Annotated in this window: 25 protein-coding genes and 1 pseudogene; 20 read left to right on the top strand and 6 right to left on the bottom strand. The window is 71.1% G+C overall.

The features are described from left to right. Positions 1-141: 141 nt before the first annotated feature. The 12 genes and pseudogenes from AB0C35_RS06480 (at position 142) to AB0C35_RS06425 (ending at position 9,302) form a co-directional block, all read left to right on the top strand. Positions 142-528, top strand: a complete 387-nt coding sequence (locus tag AB0C35_RS06480; RefSeq protein WP_358451324.1) for a helix-turn-helix transcriptional regulator — start codon at positions 142-144, stop codon at positions 526-528. Beyond that, positions 462-973 (top strand): annotated as a pseudogene (locus AB0C35_RS06475) (DUF5753 domain-containing protein). Before AB0C35_RS06480 ends, AB0C35_RS06475 begins: the two are co-directional and overlap by 67 nt. Then, complete coding sequence (locus AB0C35_RS06470; protein ID WP_358451322.1) at positions 970-1,179, top strand: DUF397 domain-containing protein; 210 nt, start codon at positions 970-972, stop codon at positions 1,177-1,179. The pseudogene AB0C35_RS06475 and the gene AB0C35_RS06470 overlap by 4 nt, the downstream one beginning before the upstream one ends. Before the next feature lie 438 nt (positions 1,180-1,617). Then, positions 1,618-2,733, top strand: a complete 1,116-nt coding sequence (locus tag AB0C35_RS06465; protein WP_358451320.1) for an exo-alpha-sialidase — start codon at positions 1,618-1,620, stop codon at positions 2,731-2,733. 8 nt (positions 2,734-2,741) lie between these two features. Next, positions 2,742-3,026 carry a MoaD/ThiS family protein gene (locus tag AB0C35_RS06460; RefSeq protein ID WP_358451318.1) on the top strand — a complete coding sequence of 95 codons (285 nt, stop codon included), beginning with the start codon at positions 2,742-2,744 and terminating at the stop codon, positions 3,024-3,026. 130 nt (positions 3,027-3,156) lie between these two features. Then, positions 3,157-4,122: a hypothetical protein gene (locus tag AB0C35_RS06455; RefSeq protein WP_358451316.1), complete on the top strand. Its 966-nt coding sequence runs from the start codon at positions 3,157-3,159 to the stop codon at positions 4,120-4,122. A 90-nt stretch (positions 4,123-4,212) separates the two neighbouring features. Next, positions 4,213-5,181 (top strand): NAD-dependent epimerase/dehydratase family protein, encoded by a 969-nt coding sequence (locus AB0C35_RS06450; protein ID WP_358451314.1) that lies wholly within the window; start codon positions 4,213-4,215, stop codon positions 5,179-5,181. Continuing rightward, positions 5,178-6,335 (top strand): glycosyltransferase family 4 protein, encoded by a 1,158-nt coding sequence (locus AB0C35_RS06445; protein WP_358451312.1) that lies wholly within the window; start codon positions 5,178-5,180, stop codon positions 6,333-6,335. The genes AB0C35_RS06450 and AB0C35_RS06445 overlap by 4 nt, the downstream gene beginning before the upstream one ends. A gap of 9 nt (positions 6,336-6,344) precedes the next feature. Further along, positions 6,345-7,073, top strand: a complete 729-nt coding sequence (locus tag AB0C35_RS06440; RefSeq protein ID WP_358451310.1) for a hypothetical protein — start codon at positions 6,345-6,347, stop codon at positions 7,071-7,073. Next, entirely contained in the window at positions 7,070-7,423 is a 354-nt protein-coding gene (locus AB0C35_RS06435) for a hypothetical protein (protein ID WP_358451308.1), read from the top strand. The genes AB0C35_RS06440 and AB0C35_RS06435 overlap by 4 nt, the downstream gene beginning before the upstream one ends. Then, positions 7,423-8,538, top strand: a complete 1,116-nt coding sequence (locus AB0C35_RS06430) for a glycosyltransferase family 4 protein (RefSeq protein WP_358451307.1) — start codon at positions 7,423-7,425, stop codon at positions 8,536-8,538. Before AB0C35_RS06435 ends, AB0C35_RS06430 begins: the two co-directional genes overlap by 1 nt. Continuing rightward, the gene (locus tag AB0C35_RS06425) at positions 8,535-9,302 is read left to right on the top strand and encodes a hypothetical protein (RefSeq protein ID WP_358451305.1); all 768 of its coding nucleotides are present in this window, start codon (positions 8,535-8,537) and stop codon (positions 9,300-9,302) included. The genes AB0C35_RS06430 and AB0C35_RS06425 overlap by 4 nt, the downstream gene beginning before the upstream one ends. Here the strand turns inward: AB0C35_RS06425 and AB0C35_RS06420 are convergent. The 4 genes from AB0C35_RS06420 to AB0C35_RS06405 form a co-directional block, all read right to left on the bottom strand. Continuing rightward, complete coding sequence (locus AB0C35_RS06420; protein WP_358451303.1) at positions 9,286-9,819, bottom strand: YceI family protein; 534 nt, start codon at positions 9,817-9,819, stop codon at positions 9,286-9,288. The two genes, AB0C35_RS06425 and AB0C35_RS06420, sit on opposite strands and share 17 nt — an antisense overlap. A 43-nt stretch (positions 9,820-9,862) precedes the next feature. After that, entirely contained in the window at positions 9,863-10,669 is an 807-nt protein-coding gene (locus AB0C35_RS06415; RefSeq protein WP_358451301.1) for a VanW family protein, read from the bottom strand. Positions 10,670-11,017: 348 nt separating this feature from the next. Next, positions 11,018-11,254 carry a DUF6158 family protein gene (locus AB0C35_RS06410; RefSeq protein ID WP_358451299.1) on the bottom strand — a complete coding sequence of 79 codons (237 nt, stop codon included), beginning with the start codon at positions 11,252-11,254 and terminating at the stop codon, positions 11,018-11,020. Positions 11,255-11,373: 119 nt separating this feature from the next. Further along, the gene (locus AB0C35_RS06405; protein WP_358451297.1) at positions 11,374-13,020 is read right to left on the bottom strand and encodes a phosphatase PAP2 family protein; all 1,647 of its coding nucleotides are present in this window, start codon (positions 13,018-13,020) and stop codon (positions 11,374-11,376) included. A gap of 110 nt (positions 13,021-13,130) precedes the next feature. On the opposite strand from AB0C35_RS06405, the gene AB0C35_RS06400 reads away from it, so the two are divergent. The 7 genes from AB0C35_RS06400 (at position 13,131) to AB0C35_RS06370 (ending at position 20,183) form a co-directional block, all read left to right on the top strand. Continuing rightward, entirely contained in the window at positions 13,131-14,102 is a 972-nt protein-coding gene (locus AB0C35_RS06400) for an ABC transporter permease (RefSeq protein WP_358451295.1), read from the top strand. Further along, on the top strand, positions 14,095-14,886 hold the full coding sequence (locus tag AB0C35_RS06395) for an ABC transporter ATP-binding protein (RefSeq protein WP_358451293.1): 792 nt from the start codon (positions 14,095-14,097) through the stop codon (positions 14,884-14,886). Before AB0C35_RS06400 ends, AB0C35_RS06395 begins: the two co-directional genes overlap by 8 nt. Positions 14,887-15,107: 221 nt before the next feature. Then, positions 15,108-16,565, top strand: a complete 1,458-nt coding sequence (locus AB0C35_RS06390) for an extracellular solute-binding protein (RefSeq protein WP_358451291.1) — start codon at positions 15,108-15,110, stop codon at positions 16,563-16,565. A gap of 33 nt (positions 16,566-16,598) precedes the next feature. Continuing rightward, positions 16,599-17,672, top strand: a complete 1,074-nt coding sequence (locus AB0C35_RS06385) for an ABC transporter ATP-binding protein (RefSeq protein ID WP_358451289.1) — start codon at positions 16,599-16,601, stop codon at positions 17,670-17,672. Further along, positions 17,669-18,613, top strand: coding sequence for a sugar ABC transporter permease (locus AB0C35_RS06380; protein WP_358451287.1), 945 nt, complete (start codon positions 17,669-17,671; stop codon positions 18,611-18,613). The genes AB0C35_RS06385 and AB0C35_RS06380 overlap by 4 nt, the downstream gene beginning before the upstream one ends. A gap of 73 nt (positions 18,614-18,686) precedes the next feature. Then, entirely contained in the window at positions 18,687-19,595 is a 909-nt protein-coding gene (locus AB0C35_RS06375; RefSeq protein WP_358451285.1) for a carbohydrate ABC transporter permease, read from the top strand. Between the two features lie 66 nt (positions 19,596-19,661). Then, positions 19,662-20,183: a YbhB/YbcL family Raf kinase inhibitor-like protein gene (locus tag AB0C35_RS06370; RefSeq protein WP_358451283.1), complete on the top strand. Its 522-nt coding sequence runs from the start codon at positions 19,662-19,664 to the stop codon at positions 20,181-20,183. Positions 20,184-20,294: 111 nt separating this feature from the next. Here the strand turns inward: AB0C35_RS06370 and AB0C35_RS06365 are convergent, their stop codons facing one another. Next, positions 20,295-21,269, bottom strand: a complete 975-nt coding sequence (locus AB0C35_RS06365) for an ArsR family transcriptional regulator (protein WP_358451281.1) — start codon at positions 21,267-21,269, stop codon at positions 20,295-20,297. A gap of 59 nt (positions 21,270-21,328) precedes the next feature. Here AB0C35_RS06365 and AB0C35_RS06360 point away from each other — a divergent pair, with 59 nt between their 5' ends. Beyond that, positions 21,329-22,540 (top strand): MFS transporter, encoded by a 1,212-nt coding sequence (locus AB0C35_RS06360; RefSeq protein ID WP_358451279.1) that lies wholly within the window; start codon positions 21,329-21,331, stop codon positions 22,538-22,540. A 104-nt stretch (positions 22,541-22,644) separates the two neighbouring features. Here AB0C35_RS06360 and AB0C35_RS06355 read toward each other — a convergent pair whose 3' ends face one another. Beyond that, a complete protein-coding gene (locus AB0C35_RS06355; RefSeq protein WP_358451277.1) occupies positions 22,645-23,961 on the bottom strand; it encodes a lysine 2,3-aminomutase in 1,317 nt (438 codons plus the stop codon). Positions 23,962-24,097: the final 136 nt, after the last annotated feature.

The following is a 24,097-nucleotide window of genomic DNA, read 5'->3' as shown; positions in this document are numbered from 1 at the left end:
CTCGGCCTGCCGGAGCAGCGCGCCCCGCAGCAGCGGCGCCGTGGGGAACATGAGCGTCGGCTCGATCCCCACCCGAGGGTCGTGCAGGCTGGCCACCCACTCCCCCAGACGGCACCCCGCCCCGGACGAGGGACCCCCCAAATGCCGAAGGAGCAAGACGGCTACACCCGTGACCCGTTGCTTCGAACATTCGGCGCGGTACTGCGCGCCCATCGCGAAGCAGCCGGTCTGTCACGCCCACAACTCGCACAAGCCCTCGGATGCCAGGCGAGCTGGATCGAAAACTGGAGACCGCGCAGAAGCCACCGTCCGAGCCGACGGCCGACGACCTGGACGTGTTCTTCAAGACCCAGGCGCGCGCGTTCTGGCACATGTGGCGAGAGATCAAACGGGAAGGCAAGCACCTGGCCGCCCCGCCCGGCTTCTCAAGGTACGCGCAACTCGAAACCGAGTGCAGCGCAATGCGTTCCTTCGAGTCCTCGGCCGTGCCCGGTCTACTCCAGACGCCTGGTTACGCGCGCGCCGTGATGAGCTCGGGCCTCCCGCTCGATGCCTTGGAGGACCGTGTCTCCGCTCGCATGGAACGCCAGGAACTCCTCATACGCAACGATGCCCACGCATGTGGTTCGTCATCGACGAGGCGGCGCTCCAGCGCCCCTTTAGCGGCCCAGAGGTCATGCGCGAGCAGTTGGCCAAGCTGATCGATGTGGCAACGACAAACCCGCGCGTCGAAATCAGAATGCTGCCCTTCACATCCATGACCTACGCAGGATTGGACGGCGCCTTCAAGGTGCTCAGCCTTCCTGGAGGAGTCGATCTCGCCTACCATGAGGGTCCGGAGATCAGCCAGCTGATCGAGGACGGAAGCACGGTCGCGGAATACAGAGTGCGTTTCGACCTGGTCATGGGAGAGTCGCTCCCGACCGACGAGTCTCTCAAGGTGATCCAGAAGATCCAGGAGGGCTACACGTGAGCACCACCGACCGGTCGACAATCCAGTGGAGGAAGAGCAGCCGCAGCACAGGCCAAGGCGGCGACTGTGTCGAGGTCGCGGCTCTCGCCCCTGCCATCGCCGTCCGCGACTCCAAGAACCCCGACGGTCCACGACTCGCCCTCGTCCCCACTGCCTGGCAAGCGCTCACTGACCACATCAAGAGCGGCGCGCACGATCTCCCCTGACGTCCAGCGTGGCTAGACGCGGGTTTCGCCATGCGCGTCGAGGGTGACCAGCCTTGTTCGGTCAGTTGGGTATGGGCGAGGTCGGCGATGGTCCGCGATTCTGCGGCCTCGTCGGCTGCGCCGGTGCTTTCGGAGACGGCTGCCCAGTACCGCAACGCTGAGATGACCAGCGACCATTGAGTTCCGCAAGCGGTTGAGCCGTAGGGGGCGGCGGGTTGGAGCGGACAGCGACCTGGATGGGCTGCCGCGGGTCGCACCCCGGGTGGGGTGAACGGGATTCCTTGATCGTCGACTCCGAGCGGTCGTAGCGCTCGGCGTCCTCCACTACTGGCGATCATGGCCCGTCGGCGGGACCGTGGACCGGCGATGAGTTTTGTCGGTGGTGGGGGTCAGTATCGGCGGTCAAAGCATGCCGGGAGGCGCTCGGAGGGAGCAGCCATGAGCGGAGTGCGGGTTCTGGTCGGTACGCGGAAGGGCGCGTTCATCTTGACGGCGGACGGGGCGCGCGAGAACTGGGAGGTCAGCGGGCCCCACTTCGGCGGCTGGGAGATCTACCACGTCGCGGGGTCGGCCGCCGATCCGTCGCGGCTGTACGCGTCGCAGTCCACGGGGTGGTTCGGGCAGCTGATCCAGCGGTCCGACGACGGCGGCGCGACGTGGCGGCCGGTGGGCAACGAGTTCGCCTACGAGGGCGTGCCCGGGACGCACCAGTGGTACGACGGCACGCCGAAGCCGTGGGAGTTCAAGCGGGTCTGGCATCTGGAGGCGTCGCCGACGGATCCGGACACCGTCCACGCGGGGATCGAGGACGCCGCCCTGTTCCGGTCGGCCGATGGCGGGGCGTCGTGGCAGGAGCTGCCGGGGCTGCGCGAGCACGGGTCCGGGCCGTCCTGGCAGCCGGGCGCCGGCGGGATGTGCCTGCACACGATCGTGCGGGATCCCGTCGACGCGGCGCGCATGTTCGTCGCCATCTCCGCGGCGGGCGCGTTCCGGACGGACGACGCCGGCAAGACGTGGAAGGCGATCAACCGCGGGCTGCGTTCGGAGGGCATCCCCGACCAGGACGCCGAGGTCGGGCACTGCGTGCACCGCATCACGATGCATCCGGCGCGTCCCGAGGTGCTGTTCATGCAAAAGCACTGGGACGTCATGCGCAGCGACGACGCGGGCGAGAACTGGCACGAGATCAGCGGCGACCTGCCGAGCGACTTCGGGTTCCCGATCGCCGTCCACGCGCACGAGCCGGACACCGTGTACGTCGTCCCGATCAAGAGCGACTCCGAGCACTACCCGCCGGAGGGACGGCTGCGCGTCTACCGCAGCCGGGTCGGCGGCAACGAGTGGGAGCCCCTCACCAAGGGCCTGCCGCAGAGCCACTGCTACGTGAATGTGCTGCGGGACGCGATGGCCGTCGACTCCCTCGACTCGTGTGGCATCTACTTCGGTACGACGGGCGGCCAGGTGTACGCGTCCGCCGACGCCGGGGACACCTGGGGGCCGATCGTCCGCGACCTGCCGGCCGTGCTGTCGGTGGAAGTCCAGACGCTGCCATGATACGCGTCGTGCTGCCCGCGCACCTGCGCGTGCTCGCCGGTGTGCAGGGCGAGGTGGAGCTGGACGTCCCCGGGCCGGTCACGCTGTGCACGGTCCTGGACGCCCTGGAGGCCCGGTATCCGGTGCTGCGCGGGACGATCCGCGACCGCGCCACCGGACGCCGCCGCGCGTTCGTCCGCTTCTTCGCCTGCGAGCAGGACCTATCGCACGACCCGCCGGGGAGCGTCCTCCCCGAGCGGGTCGCGGCGGGCGCCGAGCCCTTCATGGTCGTCGGCGCCATGGCCGGGGGGTGACTCGGGCCAGGCGGCGCGAAGGGCGTCGCCGGACGATCTTCGTGGCCGAAGTGAAATCTGTTCGTGGGTGCGCCGCCGCCTCGTGTTCCTAGCATGATCCGCCGCATTGAGGGCGGACGAGGAGATGGCGATGAGCGTGAGTTTCGATCCGGCTTACGACGACCACGCGGTGCTGGACGCGGTGGCGGCGCTGCGGGCAGGAGATCGGCGGCCCGCAGCGGCGTTACTGCGGGAGACGGGCGACGACTGGGACCGCAAGGCGCACCGGGTCGACAGGCTCGCGCACGACGAGGACTGCCACCGGACGATCGCGGAATGGGTGGCGGCGGAGCCGGGCAGCGCCGACGCCCACCTGGTCAACGCGAGGGCCTTGGTGGTGCAGGGCTGGGCGATCCGCGGCAGCGCCTACGCCAGGTACGTCCGCAAGAGCGCCTGGTCCACCTTCTTCGAGCGGCTTCACGCGGCGGACGCCGCCCTGTCGGCGGCCATGGCGCGGGCGCCGCATGACCCCACGCCGTGGGGGGTCGCGGTGCTGCTGGCGCGCGGCTTGCAGGTTCCCAGGGCGGAGTTCGAACGACGCTGGGACGGGCTCGTCCAGCGCGACCCGGAGCACGTCACCGGGCACTATCACGCGTTGCAGTACCTGTGCGCCAAGTGGAGCGGCTCCCACGCCGAGATGTTCGGCTTCGCCGAGCGTGCCTCGGCCGCCGCGCCGCCCGGCTCGCCGCTGCACGCCCTGTCGCTGTTCGCGGTGATCGAGTACGCGATGGCCCTCATGGACGGCCGGGCGGAGGGCGAGACCGAAGCCCTGTTCTGGAAGGGTTTCCAGGCTGCCCAGGCGGTGGACAGGGCCGTGGATCTCTGGGAGAAACCCGCCGCCGAGAAGGGCACGCTCCCGCACGCCAGGGCCGTGTTCGACCGGATGCACCTGGCCTTCTGCGCCTCGCGGATCGGTTCCGGGGCCGTCGCGGCCCGCCAGTTCCGGGCCATGGGCCCCTACTGCTCCGACATGCCCTGGGGCGGTTTCGTCATCCTGCCCCGGTTCCGGACCCGCGTGCACCGCCGGCTCACCCTGGCTGCCCACCGGCGTCGCTGAGCAGCTCCCCCGTGCCGGGTATGCCGTGTCCCGGTGGAACAGGGACAGGAGCCCTGTCCCGGTTTGGGCGGCGGCGGATAAAGTGCCCGCGTGCGGGTGGTCGTGACTGGGGCGGCGGGATTCATCGGGAGCCATGTGGTCGACGCGCTTTCGGGCGCGGGGCACGAGGTTCTCGCTGTTGACGCGCCCTCGCGGTCGCCGACGCCCCAGGTGGCGCGGCGGACGTGGGCGGAGGTCGCGGTACGGCCGGGCGTCGTCGTGGCCGAGGTCGATCTGGCGGTGGACGAGTTGGACGTCGTCGCGGCGGCGGACGTCGTCGTCCATCTGGCGGGACGTCCCGGCGTGCGTGACTCGTGGGGGCCCGGCCGGGCCATCGCCGAGCGGGACAACGTGACGGCGACGCGGCGGCTGCTCGCGGCGTGCGCGGACAGGCCGGCGGGGTGCAGGCCGAAGGTCGTGGTCGCGTCCAGTTCGTCGGTGTACGGGTCGGCGGGGCGGCGGCCGAACCGGGAGGACGATCCGCTGAATCCGGCGAGCCCGTACGCGGTCAGCAAGGTCGAGGTGGAGCGGCTCGCGGGCCTGGCGGCGGACGCCGGCCTGCGGACGGTCCTGCTCAGGTACTTCTCGGTGTACGGGCCCCGGCAGCGGCCCGACATGGCGTTCCACCGGTTCGCGGAGGCGGCGCTGGACGGGCGTCCGCTGCCGGTGTTCGGGGACGGGCGCAGTTCGCGGAGCTTCACGCATGTCCGGGACGTGGTGGCGGCGACGCTGGCGGCGGCGGCCGAGGAGCTGCCGCCCGGTATCGCCATCAATGTCGGTCATGGTGAGCATGTGGCCGTGCGGGAGGCGATCACGATGCTGACGGGCGCCCTGGGCGTGCAGGCGGAGATCCACCGGGAGACGCCCGTGGCCGGGGACGCCACTCGGACGTGGGCCGACATGAGGCGCGCCCAACGGCTTCTGGGCTGGACGCCGGCGATCGGTCTTCGGGACGGCCTCGAAGACCAGATCTCCTGGCACCGGGCACTGCGGACGATGCAGGAGGTGCGGGTCGGGTGAGCCACAGGGCGGCATATGTCGCGTTCGACCGGTTCCCGTCCAGCAAGGGGTCGGCGGTCCACATCGCGCAGATGGCCGACGAGCTGTTCACGCGGTTCGGGGGCGGCCTCCTCGGCGTGATCGGCGGCGGTGACCTGCCGCGCTACCAGCGGGAGGGGACGCGGGAGATCGCACGGTTCGACGCGCGGATCCCGAATCTCATCGACCGCGCCGAGGCGTTCTCCGCTTGGGTCGCCGGCCATCTCGCGCCGCATTGGGACACACTAGAGGTCTGCCACGTCCGGGACCCGTGGAGCGCGCTCCCGGTGGTCGCGGACGGACGGCGCCACAAGGTCGTGTACGAGGTCAACGGCCTGCCGTCCATCGAGATGAGCCACACGTGGCCGTGGGCGGCGCCGAGCACGCTCGGCAAGATCCGCGAACTGGAGCGGTTCTGCCTGGAGCGCAGCGACGCGATCGTGGTGCCGTCACGGGTGATCGGCGGCGCCGTCCGGGAACGGGGCGTGCCCGAGGACAGGATTCACCTGGTGCCCAATGGGGCCGAAACGGCCGGCGACCCGGCACGTCCCGCGGACGCACCGGAGCGGTATCTCGTCTACGTCGGCGCGATGCAGCCGTGGCAGGGCCTGGACGTGCTGATGCGCGCGTTCGCGAGGCTCGCCGACCTGCCCGGCCTGCGGCTGGTGATCTGCGCGTCCGTCCCGGAGCGGCGGGCGAAGCCGGCGCGGCGGCTGGCCGAGCGGCTCGGGGTCGCCGACAGGATCGACTGGCGGTTCACGCTGCCGCATCACGAGGTCGCCGCCTGGCTGGCGCACGCGGAGGTGTCGCTGGCGCCGCTGACCGGCTGCGCCCGCAACCTCGACCAGGGGTGCGCGCCGCTGAAGGTGATCGAGTCCATGGCGGCCGGTGTGCCGGTGGTGGCCTCGGATCTGCCGGCGGTGCGGGAGCTGATGGCGGACGGGGAGCACGGGCGGCTCGTCCCGGCCGACCGTCCCGCCGAGCTGGCCAGAGCCGTCCGCATCCTGCTGGAGTACCCGCAGGAGGCCGCCGCGATGGGGCGCAGGGGCCGTGAGCACATCGAGGAGAGCCTGACCTGGGCGCGGTCGCGCGCCCGGCTGGCCGAGGTCTACAGCACTCTCACACAGGTTCGATAGGGGTACGTCATGTTCTGGCGTAAGCAGAAGGCCGCCATCGAGCGGTTCCATCCGCTTCACAAGGCCCTCACCCTGGAGAGGGCCTTCTCGGTCTCGCTGCGGCGGGACGACTGGGAACCGGTCATCCAGAGCCTCGCGCGGCACGGCGAGCAGGTGAGGCGGCGCAAGTGGCTGCTGCACCAGCGGGTCCCGGGCGTGCTCGTGCCGATGCTGCGGGTTCTCACGGCCGACATGGCGCCGGGCGGGGTGCTGTCGGTCGCGGCGGACATGCGGGGCCCGGCCGTCCCGGAGAAGAACGGCCCGAAGCAGGAACTGCCCTCCCGCCCCCCGGTCTCGGGGCTGAAGCAGTGGTTCGCGTTCGATCCGTGGCTGCGCGTGCGCGCCGAACTGCGCGACGGCAGCGTCGTCGAACTCGTCGTCACCGACCGGGTGCGCAACCGCAGCTACCGCAAGCGGAACCCGCGCGGCAAGATCAAGCTCAAGAGCAAGTCGAAGACGGTGCAGCTGGTGCGGGTCACCCGGCGGCTGCCGAAGGACGCCGCCGTCCAGCGGCCCCCGTCGCCGCCGCCCGGCTGGGTCAGGGTCCGGGTCAAGCCGGGGAGGCGGACGGTGGTCCGCGCGAGCGGGAAGTTCCCCGGCCCCCGCGAGAACCAGGCCCTGGTCGACCTGATCCTGCAAGTGTCGACGGAGCCGTTCCGGTGGACGCCGCCGGGAACAGCCGCGAGGAGGACCAGATGACCCGCTGCACCGTGACCACCGGCTTCTTCGTGCTGGGCCGCTGCGGCCAGGCGGCGGTGGCGTCCTGCCCGCAGTGCCGCCGCCCCGTCTGCGCCGCGCACGCCGCGCAGGGCGGACTGTGCCCCGAATGCGCGGCGGCGCAGGGGTACGGGACGCGGGACCCGCACCATCCGTCCTGGACGGGCGGGTACCGGCGCCACTACTACCGGCACAGCTCGCAGGTCTACAGCGACGTCCACTGGTATTCGTCGTTCGACGAGTACGACCGCGGGGCGTTCAACCCCGGTGACGACTACTCGTCCGGCGGCGACTGGGGGCCGGACGACGACACGGGGTTCGTGGACAGCTGATGCCCCGCGTCCTGTGGATCACCGAGCACTATCCGCCGAGCCGCGGCGGCATGGCGCAGTCGTGCGACCGGATCGTGCGGGGCCTGCGCGGCGCGGGCGTCGAGGTCGACGTCGCCCATCTGACGCGCCGGGCCCGCCGGTGGGGCGTCGAGCGGGAGCACGGCGGGCGGCTGCTGACGGCGCCGCTCGGCGACGACTCCGAGCACGCGCTGCGCCGGCTCTGGACGACGATCATCGCCGAGAACCTCACCGGCTACAGCCATGTGGTCGCGTTCGGCGGCGTGTACGCCATGCTCGCCGCGCCCGTGCTGTCCGCGCTGCTGGACGCGCCGCTCGTCACGCTGCTGCGCGGCAACGACATCGACGTCGGCGTGTTCTCGATGCGGCGGCGCGGCGTCCTGGCGGACGCGCTGCGCGCCTCGTCCCGCGTCTGCGTCGTCGCCCGGTCGCACGCGCCGCTGGTGTCGGCGCTGGCCCCGGACGCCGCCGTCACGTTCGTCGCGAACAGCGTCGACACCGCGCAGTGGCGGATCCTGCCGTCCGAGCGGGAGCGGGGCCGGGCCTGGCGGGACGGCAATGTCGGGCCGGGACGCCGGACGGTCGGCCTCATCGGGCAGCTCAAGGTCAAGAAGGGCGTCGGCTTCTTCCTGGAGGCGCTGGCCGCGTCGGGGCACGCCGAGGCGTTCCATCTGCTGCTGGTCGGCGAGGTCGAGGAGTCCGTGACCGAGTGGCTGGCCGGGCGCGAGATCCCGCACTCGTCCCTGCCGTTCATGGAGCGGTACGACCTCCCGGCCGTCTACGCGAGCTGCGACCTCGTCGCGCTGCCGTCGTTCTACGACGGGATGCCGAACGTGGCGCTGGAGGCGGCGGCGCTCGGCGTGCCGCTGATCGCGTCGGACGCCGGCGGGCTCGCGGACGTCGCCGACGACGAGATCGGTTTCGTGTTCCCCGCCGGCGACGCGCACGGCTGCCGCGCGGCGATCGACCGGGCGGCGCGGGCGGGCGCCGACGAACTGGCGAAGCTCGGCGCGGCGGGAGCCGAACGCATCCGCCGCGACTTCACCCCGGCCGCCGAGACCGCCGGTTACCTGGCGGTCCTCGACTCGGTCCGTTGATCGTCTGCTATGCGGCCGGTGACGGGCTGGGGCATCTGACGCGGCTCCGGTCCGTCCTGCACACCCTGTCCCTGGACGAACCGGTGACCGTGGTGACCGGGTCGCCGTTCGCAGCCGATCCCCGCGTCACGGGCGGCTGGCAAGTCGTGGAGAGCGCGGCGGACGCCGCACCGGACGAGGTGATCGTGGACGCGTTCCCGGCCGGGCTCAGGGGTGAACTCACCCGCTTCCCGTCCGGGACGAGGGTCACGCATCTGGCGCGGCTGCTGCGCTGGGACGCGTACCGGCCGCTGCTGCCCGCCGTCCCGCCGCGCTTCGACCGCACGTTCGTCCTGGAGCCGCTGAACCCCGCCCATGACGCCTACCTGCGCGACGTCTCCGACGAGGTCTCACCGCTGGTCCTCACCGATCCCCCATCGGAACCGATCGACGTGGACGGCTGGCTCATCGTCCACAGCGGACCCGACCTGGAGACACTCGAACTCGTCGCCTACGCGCGGGACATGGCGTCCGCCGAACGGGTCCGTCCGCCCATGACGCTGGTGTCACCCCACAGGCCGGACGGTCTGCCCGCAGAGATCGTCCACCTGGACGTCTACCCCGCCCACACGCCAGGCCCGAACGTCGAGCGCATCGTCACCGCAGCCGGTTTCAACGCCGTCCGCCAATTCGCACCCTGGCGGGAACGGCACCGGATGCTGCCGTTCCCGCGCAGCCTCGACGACCAGTTCACGCGCGCCGCCCGCGCTAAGCGGGGAACGTGAGGTCGAACTCGATCTCGACGTCGTCGGCGAGCCGGAGCGCGCCGAAGAACGCCGAGTACGGCTTGATGCCCCAGCGGCTCTGCGTCACGGTGACGCCGCCCCGCACCCGGTCGCCGTCCAGGGCGGCCCGGATCCGCACCGGCTTCACCCGCCCCATGATCGTCAGGTCGCCCTCGATCTCCTCGTCCCCGGCGATCCGGGTGGAGACGAACGTGATGTGCGGATACCGCCGGACGTCGAGCACCTTGCGCAGGTTCTTCTCGATCTCCGCGCGGTCATCGCCGGTCAGGGGCTTCACGCCGCCGGCGCCCTCCCGCACCTCCAGCGCGTCCACGTCGACGGTCACCTCGACCGACGACGCGTCCAGAGGCTCCCGGACCTCGGCCGCCGCCGTCCACCGGGTGGCCTCGATGGTGAGGTCGTGGCCGGCCCGCCGTCCGAGTCCGCTGCGGCCCGTCCTGATCAGCAGCCGCCCATCGTCCGGCCCCAGCTCGTACGTTCCTTCGCGTACCGCCATGCCTTCACGATGTCACGCGCCCCGCCGTGCCCCGCACGCGCCCCTACACGCACTTCACCTCGGGCTGGGGACGGTACTCGGTGTGGAACTTCTCGCGGCGGACCTTCCGGCCGTCGTCGAGCAGCGTCCGCCAGACGTCGATCTCGAAACCCTCGCGGCCGACCGTGGGAACGCACTTGCGCCCCCGCCCCACACCCGTCCCGTAGGGCTTGACCCCGTACCGGTCGGACGTCTTCGACCGCACCTGGTACTTGCGTTCGCCCCACAGGCTGACCGTCAGCGACGACGCCGTGTAGGCGACCTGGATGCGCACGGGACGCCCCGTGTCGTTCCGCCAGGTGAAATCCAGTGCCGGATAGGACACCGCGGCTTCGCGACCCTCCGGGTACTCCGGCATGTACATGGTGTGTGCGCGCGACTTCCGGATGTCCAGGCCCGCCCGGAACACCGCGTTGAACAGCGTCGAGGACACCTGGCAGATGCCGCCGCCCACATCGTTCACCAGCCGCGAGCCCATGATGGCCGGGGCGGGCACGTAACCGCGGCTCTCGGTGCGCGGCCCGACGACGCCGTTGAACGAGAACGTCCGGCCGGGGGCGACGATGTGCCCGTCCAGGATCTCGGCGGCCAGCTCGATGTTGTGCACCCGGGGCTCCCCCGGCGTGAAATGCGTCGTGTAACTGCTCATCGGCCGCGCCTGCACGGTCCTCCCCCGCACGGGCTTCTTCTGTAACGGCCGGTCGGGTGGGCCGTCCTCCGTCACGGCCAGCGCCGTCGCGGCGCCCGGTTCCCGCGGTGCCCACAGGTAGGCGCCGAGCAGGAGCCCGGACGTCGCCAGCGCCCCCGCCACGAACGGCCACCACTGCCGTACGCACTCACGAAGCCTTGGCTGGTGCCCATGACCCTGCCGTCTTCGATGACGCAGCCGTTTCCGATGGCCCAGTCTCTTCCGATGACGCAGTCGATTCCGGCCAGGCCGGGTCCGCCCCACAGATCACACCCCCCGAGGATCCCTTCCGGATCCTGTTACGGACCCTCCCGCTCCCCTACCGCCAACGCCCGGCCTTTTACCCGAACAAGACGAACCCCCGAACAAGACCAGCCCCCGCAGGCGCCGCCGGACGCCCGGGAACGGACGGCCGACCGTCCGGCCGGTGGCGCGGAACCGGCCGGGCGGCCGGGGCTCATCGCGAAGCCGTCAGCGGGCGCGTGCCCCCTCGCGCAGCCGCTCGGGATCGATCTCGCGTCCCGGACGCCTGCGCAGGTATTCGGCTTCGAGCTGGTTCATGCGGCGCGTGTGCTCCCCGTAGGCCTGGTCGGCGGCGTGCCGGAGAGCATCGAGCCTCGTCTGGTACAGGTGGCCCAGCTCACGGAACAGGTCGTCGTCGGTGAGCGCGCCGGGGTCGACTCCCAGCCCCGTGTCGTGACTCGTCATTCCGGTCCCCCTCCTCCGTGGGCGTCCCGTCCCCTACCCGTCCGCCGCCCGCCGAATCGCGAGGCGGGCACGTGCAATATCAACTTTTAGGCTGTGCCGAACTTCAGACTGTGCCGACTTCAAGCTGTACCGGCGGTGGACTCGGCACTGCAGAACACCGCGAGGGCACCGGCGTGCTTGCCGAACCGCAGCGCGGCCGGCAGCGAGGAGACCTCGCCGTCCCGGGCCAGCCGCACGCCCCCGGACGGCGACACCACCTCCAGGCCGCCGGCCTGCCACGCGCGGTAACCCGGCGTGACGTGCAGGTGCCCGGCCAGGATCGCGGCGAGCGCGCGGACGCGGGGGACGCGGCGTCCGGTGGCGACCATCCGGATGTCGAGCCGCCCGTCGTCGAGACGTTCCCGCCAGGTGGGGGCCGCGCCCCGCGAGCCGTAGGCGCAGTTCCCGACGAACGCGAGCCAGACGTGGCGCCTGCGGCCGTCCACGAACAGCTCGACCGGCTCGGAATGCCGCAGCGTGCGGGCGGCGGCGACGGCGAGCGCCGGCCATTTCCCGAGCCGGTGCTCCAGCCGCTCCCGCCGGTCGATCATCTCGGCGTAGGCACCGAAACTGGCGGTGTTGAGGAACAGATGCTCTTCGTCACGCCCGTGCCCGCCGGTCGCCGGTGTGACGTAGGAGACGTCGACGCGGCCGATCCGCCCGTCCCGGTAGGCCGCGATCGCCTCCGCCGCCGACCCCAGGCCGAGCGCGCGGGCGAAGTGGTCGAACGTCCCGCCGGGGATGACCAGCAGCGGGACGTCGTGTTCCAGCGCGGCCCGCGCGCCCGCGTTCACGGTGCCGTCCCCGCCGATGACGGCGAGCACCGCGGCCCGCCCGGCCGCCTCGCCGAACACCTTGTCGATGTCCTCCTCGGGCCCGGCCCGGACGATCTCCGCCGCCGGAAGCTCCCGTTCCACCAGCCCGATGGCCATCTCCGCGCGGCCCGGCAGGATCCCGGCGGCCACCTCACCGGCGGTGCCCGCCCCGGGATTGACGACCACGACCAGGCCCCGCCCGTCCTCGGTGACCGCCCCGTCGCCGATGCCCGCCCCGGCCCGGGTCACGCGGGCCACCGGAGGGCGGGCGGGCCACACCATCCGCGTCCCGACCGCGGCGAGCACGCCGATCCCCATCCCGGCGAGCACGTCGCCCGGATAGTGGGCGCCGGTGTAGACGCGGGAGAACGCCACCGCCGCGGCCGTCGCCGTGACCGGCACGGCCACCCGGCGCGGCGCCTCCATCGCGACGCCCGCCGCGAACGCCGCGGCGGACGCCGAATGGCCGGACGGGAAGGCGTGCGACGTCGGCAGCTTCCACCGGATCCGGATCGGCGGCACCAGATCCACGACGGGACGTTTGCGGCCGAACGCGTGCTTGCCGAGGATGTTCACCGCCGGGCTCGCCACCGCGATCGCGATCGAGCCGCGCAGCGCCGCCCGGCGCAGCCGGGCCCGTCCCGCGACACCCAGCACCCCCGCGGTCGTGAACCACAGCACACCGTGGTCGGCGAACCGCGACAGCCTCGGCAGGACGTACTCCAGCCCCCGCAGCCGCGCCGCCGCGACCCGGTCGAACGCCCACCGGTCGGCCCGCCCGAGCCTGCGCAGCAGCCGGGAGCGCCGCACGCCCGAAGGCAGCAGACCGGCCCGGGGCTCCGGTACCTGGCGGCGAGGCCACATGACGGACCGTGACGGCGCGGCAATGCGCCGCTTGTGGTTGACGCGCATGACCGGGGTATCCCCAGGGACGCCGACATGATTCCGTAAAGATCTCAAATCGGGGGTCACATGCGGGCACACGTCACTCTGGACTCATCGACTGCAATAAGCTTCGCGACATGAGTCACCCGGAACGGCTCGGTTCCCCGGGTGGCGAGTCGGTCGGAACGATCGCGGAGCCCCATCACGTGAACGAGACGCTGGCCGACTACGCCGCTCGGCATGGGCTGAGGCAGAGCGCGGCGCGCCCCCCGCTGCGCAAGTACCTCCAGAGTGTGTGGGCCCGGCGGAACTTCATCTGGGCGTTCGCGTCCGCCAAGAACATCTCGATGTACAGCGACTCGCGCCTAGGCCAGGTGTGGCAGCTGCTGACGCCACTGCTGAACGCGGCGGTCTACTACCTGATCTTCGGGTTGCTGCTGAATCTGAGCCGCGGGGTTCCCGACTTCATTCCGTTCCTGGTGACCGGCGTCTTCCTGTTCGGCTTCACGCAGCGGTCCGTGACGGCGGGCGCCAAGTCCGTCGGAGACAACCTCTCGCTGATCCGGGCTCTGCACTTCCCGCGCGCCACGCTGCCGCTCGCGATCGCGGTCGTGGAGTTCCAGCAGCTCCTGCTGGCCCTGGTCGTGCTCTTCACGATCATCGTGGCCTTCGGTGAGCCGATCACGTTCCAGATGCTGCTGTTCGTGCCCGTGGTGATGCTGCAGCTCATGTTCAACGTGGGCATCAGCATGGTGATGGCCCGGCTGGGCGCGTTCAACCGCGACATCACCCAGCTCCTGCCGTTCGTCATGCGCACCTGGCTGTACATGTCCGGTGTCATCTTCAGCCTGCCCTCGCTGATGCAGGCGGGCTCCAGGCTGGCCGGGTACCCCATCCTGGGTGAACTGCTGCAGCTCAACCCGGCGTACGTGTACGTCGAACTCAGCAGATACGTGCTGCTGGGCGAGTATCGGAACCACGTCCAGCAGGACTTGGGCATCCAGTCGTCGGCGAACCTGTGGCTGTACGCCGTCGTATGGGCCGTGGTGATGCTCGTCGGCGGGTTCATGTACTTCTACAGAGCCGAGGAGCGTTACGGCCGTGGCTGACACCAAGGTCCGTGGGGCCGTCGAACTCGATCCGCACCGGGACCCGATCGTCGTCGTCGACGACCTCCACATCATCTACCGCGTCTACGGTGCGGGCGGGAAGGGCAACGCCGCGTCGGCCTTCTCCCGTGTCCTGCGCCGGCAGAGCCGCCCCACGATGACCGAGGTCCACGCGATCAAGGGCCTGTCGTTCGTCGTCTACCGGGGCGAGGCCGTCGGCATCATCGGCACCAACGGCTCCGGCAAGTCGACGCTGCTCAAGGCCATCGCGGGGCTGCTGCCGCCGCACAAGGGCGGCGTGTACACCGACGGCCAGCCGTCCCTGCTGGGCGTGAACGCGGCCCTGATGAAGGACCTCACCGGCGAGCGCAACATCATCCTCGGCTGCCTCGCCATGGGCATGACCCCGGCGGAGACCAAGTCCCGGTACCAGGAGATTGTGGACTTCGCCGGCCTCAAGGAGGGGTTCATCCAGTACCCCATGCGGACGTACTCGTCCGGGATGGGCGCCCGGCTCCGGTTCGCGATCGCCGCGGCCAAGACCCACGACGTGCTGCTGATCGACGAGGCCCTCGCCACCGGCGACGCCAAGTTCAAGGTCAAGAGCAAGCGCCGGATCGAGGAGCTGCGCAAGGAGGCGGGGGCGGTGTTCCTCGTCGCGCACCAGCTGGACGTGGTCAAGGAGACCTGCGACCGCGTCATCTGGATCGACGAGGGCCGCATGCACATGGACGGCGACCCGGACGAGGTCATCGCCGCCTACACCGAGGCCACCGGCAAGTAGCCGCACCGGCGCGGCCGGCGCGAGCGGCCGCCGGGAGTCAGGCTCGCTGAAACAGCGGGTCAGTGGTTTGTCATGACCATTGAAGAGCAACCCGGGTGTCCATCGGGACCGGTGTTGCGGGTGAGACCACAGTGACACCGAGTTACCGGATCGTCTCTGGATGAAACGGCCTCGTCGATCTACCTTCGAGGGGAGACCTTCAGCGGCGAGGGAGACTCCCGATGGCCGACCGGCTCAGTACCCCCCAAGAGGGGACGACCCCCGACACCCCCCGCACCGACATCGCCGGAGTCAGCAGACGCGGATTCCTGTCCTCCACGGCGCTCGCCGCGGGCGCGTACGGGCTCCTGGCGGGATGCGCCAGCGAGTCCAGCGGACCGCAGGCGAAGAACTCCGGCAACGCCCCCAAGGAGGTGTTCACCTCCCCGGCGTCGAAGCTGAGCGGCTCCCTCAGCATCCTGATGTGGAGCCACTTCGTGCCCCGGCACGACAAATGGTTCGACAAGTTCGTCGCCGACTGGGGCGAGAAAGTCGGGGTCGACGTCCGCGTCGACCACGTCAACACCGTGGACGTCCCCCGCCGCGCCGCGTCGGAGATCCAGGCGCGACGCGGGCACGACCTCATCCAGCACATCGCGCCGTTCTCGCAGTACGAGCCGTCCGTCCTGGACATGTCCGACGTCGTCCAGGAGGCGAACCGGCGGTGGGGGCAGCAGCAGGAGCTGTGCCGCAAGTCGAGCTACAACCCGAACACCAAGCGGTTCTACGCCTACTGCCCCGGCTGGACGCCCGACCCCGGCGACTACCGCAAGTCGATGTGGCAGAAGGTCGGCATGCCTAACGGCCCGGCCAGCTGGGACGACCTGCTGCGCGGCGCCTCGGAGATCAAGAAGCAGACGGGGGTGCCGTGCGGGATCGGGCTGTCGCCCGAGACCGACTCGAACATGGCGGCGCGGGCGCTGCTGTGGTCGTTCGGCGGCTCCGTCCAGGACGAGAACGAGCAGGTCGTGATCAACTCCGACGCGACCATCGCGGCCGTGGAGTTCATGACCCGGCTGTTCAAGGGGGCCGAGACCAGCGAGGTCTTCTCGTGGAACCCGGCGTCCAACAACCAGGCGCTCATCGCCGGCAAGTCGTCCTTCATCCTGAACTCGATCTCGGCGTGGCGGACCGCGATGGGCACCAACCGCACGATCGGCGACGACATCTTCTTCGTCCCCGCCCTGCGCGGCCCGAAGGCGGCGTTCGCCGCGCAGCACGTGATCCAGCAGTGGATCGTCCCCAAGCACGCGCAGAACGCGGACGCGGCGAAGGAGTTCCTGCTGCACTACACGGCCAACTTCCCGGCCGTGACGTACCACTCCGAGCTGTACGACCTGCCGGCGTGGCCGTCGCTCGTGCCGCAGCTGAACGGCTGGTTCGACAACGACCCGTGGGGCGCCAAGCCCGCGAACAAGCTCAGCCTGCTGAAGGACGCGGTGTCGTGGAGCGCCAACATCGGCTACCCGGGCCCGTCCAACCCGGCGATCGGCGAGACCTTCAACACCCACATCCTGCCGACGATGTTCGGCCGCGCCGCCCGCGGCCAGGCGTCCCCGGCGGACGCCGTCGCGGAGGCGGAGAAGAGCATCAACTCGATCTTCCAGAACTGGCGCTCCCGCGGCCTCGTAGGCGGCTGAGCCCGTGCACACGCTCTGAGCGGAGGCGAGGCCATGAACACCGTCGAGGTGAAGGGGCTGGTCAAGGCGTTCGATGGGCATCTTCGGGCGCGGCGGGGGCGGTCGGAGCAGGTGCTGGCCCTGGACGGCGTGGATCTGGCGGCGGAGCCCGGGGAGTATCTGGTGCTGCTCGGGCCGTCCGGGTGCGGGAAGACGACGTTGCTGCGGACGATCGCGGGCCTGGAGCAGCCGACGGAGGGCGAGGTGCTGATCGGCGGGAACGTGGTGAACGGGCTCCCGCCGCGGGTCCGGCAGATCGCGATGGTGTTCCAGTCGTATGCGCTGTACCCGCACAAGACGGTGAAGGACAACATCGTCTTCCCGCTGCGCGCGGAGGGGATGGACAAGGAGGAACGCGAGCGCAAGGCGACGTGGGCGGCGGAGCTGCTGGAGATCGAGCCGCTGCTGGGCAGGAAGCCGCGCCAGCTGTCGGGCGGGGAGCGGCAGCGGGTGGCGTTGGCGCGCGCCCTGGTCCGTGACCCGGCGGTGTTCCTGCTGGACGAGCCGCTGTCCAACCTCGACGCGAAGATGCGTGCCACGGCGCGGGACGAGCTGAAGCGCTTCCAGGAGCGGGTCGGGACGACCACGATCTACGTGACGCACGACCAGGCGGAGGCGATGGGCCTCGGTGACCGGATCGCGGTGCTGGAGCGGGGCCGCGTCCGGCAGATCGGGACGCCGCAGGAGGTGTACGACGACCCGGCCGACACGTTCGTCGCGACGTTCATCGGGTCCCCGCCGATGAACCTCGTCAAGCGGGGCGACCGGCTGGTCGGGTTCCGTCCCGAGCATCTGCTGCCCGCCGAGAACGTCCCGGCGAAGGCGCGGGTGACGATGCCGTTGCAGGTCGACCGGATGGAGTACCTGTCGGGCGACCGGCACGTGTACGGGACGGTGACGGGGATCGGCGAGGAGACCCGCGTCATCGCCCGGCTGCCCGCGACCGTGGGGACGCCGCTGGAGGCCGGGGAGACGCACGAGTTCGCGGTGCCCTCGGACCGGCTCCGGTTCTTCGACGCCGAGGGGGGAACCCGGGCGTCCGCGGTGCCGGTCGGGGGCGCCCCATGACGGACGTGAAGACCGAGCCGGAGCCGGACACCGCGCCGGCGCGGGACAGGCGCACCAGACCCGGCCTCGCCGACCGCGACGGCTTCCTCGCGTGGGTGATGCTGCTGCCGTCGGTCGTCTACATCCTCGCGCTGGTCGGCGTCCCGTTCCTGCTGGCGGTCGCGTTCGCGTTCTCGGACGTGACGACCGGCGACCCGTCGTTCGACTTCGTGGGGTTCACCAACTTCGCCGAGGTGTTCGACGACCGGGTGTTCTGGCGTTCGCTGCGGAACACGCTGATCTTCACCGCGGTGAGCATGGTGCTGATCGTCGTGTTCGGGAAGATCCTCGCCAACATCCTGGTCGCCGACTTCCGCGGCAAGTGGTTCGTCCGGTTCCTGATCCTGCTGCCGTGGACGACGCCGGTGGCGCTGTCGACGATCTCGTGGCTGTGGTTCCTGGACTCGATCTTCTCGCCGGTCGACTGGGTGCTCCGCCATGTCGGGCTGATCGACGCGAACGTCGTGTGGCTGGGCCGTCCGGGCACCGCGATGGCGTCGGTGATCGCCGTGCACGTGTGGCGGCTGACGCCGCTGGCCGCGGTGATCGTGATGGCGGGGCTGATCGCGATCCCCCGCGACCTCGACGAGGCCGCGCGGATCGACGGCGCCGGGTTCTGGCGGCGGATGTTCGAGGTGACGATCCCGCTGACGATGCCGGTGATCGCCGTCGCCGCGCTGTTCGGCGCGATCCTGACGTTCACCGACATGACCGTCCCGTACGTGCTGACGCGGGGCGGCCCGACGCACTCGACGGACGTGCTGGCGTCATGGGCGTACTTCCGCGGCATCGAGGGCGGCGACGTGGGGCAGGGCGCCGCGATCGCGCTGTTCCTGTTCCCGCTGCTGCTCGCCGCCGCGGTCGCGATCCTTCGCGCCGTCCGACGTCTGGAGGCCCGATGACCGCAGCGAAGCGAGGATCATCGGGGCTCCGCCCCGGGGGCCTGGGGGTCGCCCCCCAGAAAGGCAGGGCCCGATGAGCACTTCTGCCGCGCCCGTCGAGAAGGCGCCCGGCGCCGAGGTTGAGCGGCTTCGGCGGCGGTACGGGCGGCGGCATGTGGCGGCCCGGTGCGGGGTGTACGGGGCGGCGGTCATGGCGGCGCTGCTGTGCGCGCTGCCGTTCCTGTGGAGCGTGATCAGCGCGTTCAAGCAGAACCAGGACCTGTACAACCCGGAGAGCAACCCGTTCTTCTTCAACATGCCGGCGACGCCCGACCATGTGACGTTCCTGTTCACCGACACGCCGTTCATGACGTTCGTGGTCAACACGCTGATCGTGGGCGCGGCGGTGGTGGCGGTGACGCTGGCGCTGTCGCTGCCCGCCGCGTACTCCCTCGCGCGCCTGGACCGCCCGTGGGGGACGCCGATGGGCATCGCGATCTTCATGGTGTACCTGGTGCCGCCGTCGCTGCTGTTCCTGTCGCTGACGCGCGTCGTGGTGGCGCTGCATCTGGAGAACACGCTCTGGTCGATGATCGTCGTGTATCCGACGATCACGGTCCCGGTGTCGGTGTGGCTGCTGATCGGGTTCCTCAAGGCCGTCCCGAAGGACGTGGAGGAGCAGGCCATGGTGGACGGCTACAGCCGTCTCGGCGCGTTCCGGCGGGTGGTGATGCCGCTGGTGTTCCCGGGGATCGTCGCGGTCGTGGTGTTCAGCTTCACGCTGACGTCCAGCGAGTTCGTGTACGCGCTGGCGTTCGTGTCGGCGAGCCCGGAGATGGTGATCAGCACCGGGGTGCCGACGCAGCTGGTCCGCGGGGACGTGTTCTTCTGGCAGTCGCTGCAGGCGGCGACGGTGATCACGGCGGTGCCGATCGCGTTCCTGTTCAACCTGTTCCTGGACCGTTTCGTCACCGGGTTCACGATGGGGGCCGTCAAGACCTGACCTCCCCTGATAGAGATGGAGGGCAAAGCAGATCCCTGACGAGCAGTCCCTGACTAGGAGGTCGCCATGGCCGGCAAGCCACCGCTTCCGCACGAGCACCTGCCCGAGGTCCCTTCGTTCACCGTCACCAGCGACGACGTCACCGACGGCGGGCGCCTCCCGGACGAGCAGGTGTTCGACGACTGGGGTTTCAGCGGCGGCAACCGGTCACCGCACCTGCGCTGGTCGGGGTTCCCCGCCGAGACGAAGAGCTTCGCGGTGACGTGCTTCGACCCGGACGCGCCGACCGGCAGCGGCTTCTGGCACTGGGTCCTGTTCGACGTCCCCGCGGACGTGCGCGAGCTGCCCACGGGCGCCGGCACCGAGGACTCCAAGGTCGGTGTCCATGCCCGCAGCGACTTCGGGGTGAAGGCGTACGGCGGCGCGGCCCCGCCGCCCGGCGACCCGCACCGCTACGTGTTCACCGTCCACGCCCTGGACGTGGAGTCGCTCGGCCTGGACTCCGACACGTCCCCGGCCGTGGTCGGCTTCAACGTCACGGCTCACACGCTGGCCCGCGCCAGCATCGTCCCCGAGTTCGGCAGCTGATCGGTCTCGTCCCGGGCGGCCGGCCGGTTCACCGCGGGCCGGCGTCCGGGACGATCATCGGGGTGCCGGCGACTACGTCACGACCACCCTGCGCGGAGCGCACCAGCGGGTCTAGGCCGCGCCCACGAGGACGTCGCCGACGGCCGTGCGGCGGTAGAGGACGGAGCGGCCGCTGCGCTCCTTCATGACCAGCCCCGACGCGCGCAGCACCGCGAGATGGTCCCCGACCCCGCCGACGCTCATCCGGAGCCGGGCGCTCAGCCAAGTGGTGGTGGCGGGGTCGGCGAGCAGGCGCAGGAGGTCCGCCCGGGTACGGCCGAGCAGCTTGGCGAGGGCGTCCTCGTCGCGCGGCGTCCGGCTCTCCCACAGGGCCGCCACTCCCCTGGCGCGGTAAATGAGGGTGTACGGCCAGTCCTGTTCGAGTGCGACGCCGAGTTCGGAGAAGACGGTGGGGACGAACATGAGCCCGCCCCCGTCGAGGCGGTGGGTTCCGTCGGCGACGATGCCCGCCTCGATCACGCCGCCCCGCCAGCGCACGTGCCGGGACAGGCCGTCCAGCGCCTCCGCCCAGCCGTAGGCGGCCAGCCGTCCCGCGCGGTGCAGGATGTCCTGTTCGAGGATCGACCGCAGCAGGGGCCAGTCGGGCTCCAGCAGGGCGCGCCAGACGGTGTGCAGGCCGGCGGCGAGACGTTCCACCATGTCCGGCGCGTCGAGGACGTCCCGGGTGGCGGCGTCCGGCTCCGGCAGCCCCGCGAGGTTGCGGGCGATCTCCCGCCGCGCCTGGTCGCGCGGCGTCGCGCGGACCGCGGCCAGGTGCTCGGCGACCGTGAGGTTCGGCCGGGCGGGCGGCGGGACGACGAAGTCGGCCATGTACCCGTGCGAGCGGCGCAGGAAGGCCAGCGCCCGGATGGCCGGGTCGGCGGCCACCTCCCGGTAGGCGGGGCGTGCCCGCTCCACCCACGGCGCCAGCGGCCCGGCCGGGGCACGGCCCGCGACGAGGCCGAGAGCGCTGTGCGCCTCCAGCAGCGGGGCGACCCCGAAGCGGCTCGCGGCAAGGTCTTCGGGGCCGACCTCGATCCGGTACATGTTTCGCTCCTCCCCGAAACATTGTCGCCGGACGTGGTCGTCGCCGCAGAGTCTCGGCCATGGCCGCTCCCCCGCCGAAGCCGGTTCCCCCGTCCGAGTCCGCGCGCTACCGCGACGTTTTCGGCATCCCGGAGTTCCGGACGCTGTTCTCCCTGCAGACGCTGCAGGTCGCCGGCGACTCGATCCGCACGATCGCCCTGTCGGTGCAGACCTTCGAGCGGACGGGCTCCCCGGCCGCGGCGGCGCTCGTCTTCGCCGCGAGCATGCTTCCGTACGTGGTGGGCGGGGCGCTGCTGCTCTCGCTCGCCGACCGCGTCCCCGCCCGGCGGCTCCTCACCGGCTACCATCTGCTGCGCTTCGCGGTCACGGCCGTGCTCGCCCTCGGCGGGCTCCCGGTGCCGGCGATCCTGGTGCTGCTGTTCGCGGTGGGCCTGTTCGCGCCGGTCGGGGGCGCGACCGTCCAGGCCAGGCTTCCGGTCCTGCTCCCCGGCGACGGCTACGTGCTCGGCCGGTCGATGTTCACGATGACGAGCGCGGGCGCCCAGATCGCGGGCCAGGCGGCGGGCGGCCTGCTGCTGGCGGCGCTCAGCCCGGCCGGAACGCTCTGGCTGGCGGCGGCCGGCGCGGCCCTGGCCACCGTGCTCGCCCGTTTCCGGCTCCCGGACACGCCGGCGGCCGCCGAGGGGACGTCCTCGGGAGCGGCGCGCGAAACGTGGCGGGTCAACCGGCTGCTGCTGGGCGGGCGCACCACGCGCGGGCTGCTGCTGTCCGCCTGGCTGCCGATCTCCCTTTCGGTCGGCGCGGAGGGGATGGCCGTCCCGTACGCGGGCGGTCTGGGGAACCCGGACGCGGCCGGGCTGCTGCTGTCGGCCGCCGCGGCCGGGATGTTCGCGGGCAACCTCATCGTGGGCCGCTGGATCCGCCCCGGCCTGCGCGAACGTCTCACGCTGCCGCTGGCCGCGCTGACCGGCGCGCCGCTGTTGGTGTTCGTGTTCGAACCGGGCCTGCCGGTGGCCTGCGCGCTGATGGCCGCGGGGACGTTCGGGCTCGGCTACGAGCTGACCGTCCAGCGGCGCCTGGTGGACGCGGTGCCCGAGCGGATCCGGGGGCAGGCCCTCGGCCTGTCGAACAGCGGCCTCATGACCGGGCAGGCCGCGGGGATCGGCGGGGCGGGCGCGCTCGGCGAGTTTCTGGCCCCGTCCCACGTCGTCGTGCTGTGCGGTGCGGCCACACTGATCGCCTGCGCGTCCCTGACCCGCCATCTCCGCTGACCCCGCAGGGCGGCGCCTCGCGGACGAGGATCGCCGCCCGAAGTTTCGTACTCAGCCGGGGCCGGTCCCGTACTCGGCCGGTCCGGGCCGGCCCCCGCTGCTTCTTACCCCTGCCAGGGGAAGCGGTCGGCGAAGGCCGGCTTCAGTTCGTCCAGCCAGACCGCGTTGGGGTCGTACTTGGCGAAGAACGGCTTGCCGACCAGGTCCGCGTCGCGGCACTGGATGAGGTGGAGCGCGAACACCTTCTCGCCTGCCACGTCGACGACGCCGTCCACGCAGATCTTGCCCGGTGTGGCGGACATGGACGGGCCGCGGACGGTGCGGGCGAGGCCGGAGACGTTCTTGTAGGCGTCCCGGTAGATCTCGTACGCCTCGGCGAGCGGGACGGCGAAGTAGTCCTGGGGACCCGTGTCGCGCTCGACGAACATGTAGTACGGGATGAGGCCCATCCGGGTCTGGGTGCGCCACATGCTCTCCCAGTCGGCGGCGCGGTCGTTGATCGTCCGGATCAGCGGGGCCTGGGTGCGGATGATCGCGCCGGTGTCGCGGATGCGGCGGCACGCCTCGGTGACCATGAGCGGTTCGAGCTCGCGCGGGTGGGTGAAGTGCGCCATGAACGCCAGGTTCTTGCCCGACTCCACGACCTGCTCGAACAGGCGGAGCATGTCGTCCGCGTCGGGGTCGGTGACGAACTTCTGCGGCCAGTAGGCGAGGGACTTGGTGCCGATGCGGATGGATTCGAGCTGGTCGAGCTCCAGAAGCGGCTCGACGTAGCGGCGCAGCACCGTCTCGCCCATGATCATCGCGTCGCCGCCGGTGAACAGGACGCTGGTCACCTCCGGGTGCGCGGCGATGTAGTCGCGCAGGGCGGTGACGTCGTCGCCGGCCATCTTCAGGTCGGCCTCGCCGACGAACTGGGCCCAGCGGAAGCAGTACGTGCAGTACGCGTGGCAGGTCTGACCCTGCTTGGGGAAGTACAGGACGGTCTCGTCGTACTTGTGCTGCATTCCCGGGATCTTGCCGTCGCCGAAGCTCGGGATGTTGAGTTCCATCTGCCCGGCGGGGTGCGGGTTCAGCTTCATCCGCACCCGGTGGGCGGCGGCCTCGATCTCGGCCTTGGGGGCCTCACGGCGCAGGAGGTCGGCCAGGTGCGCGACGTCCTCGGGAGGGAGCATGTCCTCCTGCGGGAAGACCAGGCGGTAGATCGGGTCGTCGGGCGCGGCCGCCCAGTCGATGAGCTCCTCGATGACGTACGCGTTGGTCCGGAACGGCAGGACCGTGGCCACCGCCCGGGTCGCGAGGCGCTGCGCGGGCGACAGCCCGGCGCGAGCGGTGAGCTCGTCAAGGTGCTTCGCCGTGAAGGCGCGGAACTTGCGACCGGTGGATCGCACTGCGGGCGCCGCGTCGTTCACCAGTGTCACGTGTTGGTACTCCTTGCTGTCTGCGGGGAAGCGCACCCCCGGCGCGTCGTCACGGAACGTGATCGGAACTGCTCAGGTCACCCCCATTCAACCCTTTGAGGAGGGTTCATGCCGAATTGATACCCCCTACGTGGTA

Source organism: Spirillospora sp. NPDC048819, from assembly GCF_040650055.1.
Lineage (GTDB): Bacteria > Actinomycetota > Actinomycetes > Streptosporangiales > Streptosporangiaceae > Spirillospora.
This window is presented reverse-complemented; position numbering and strand designations above follow the sequence as displayed.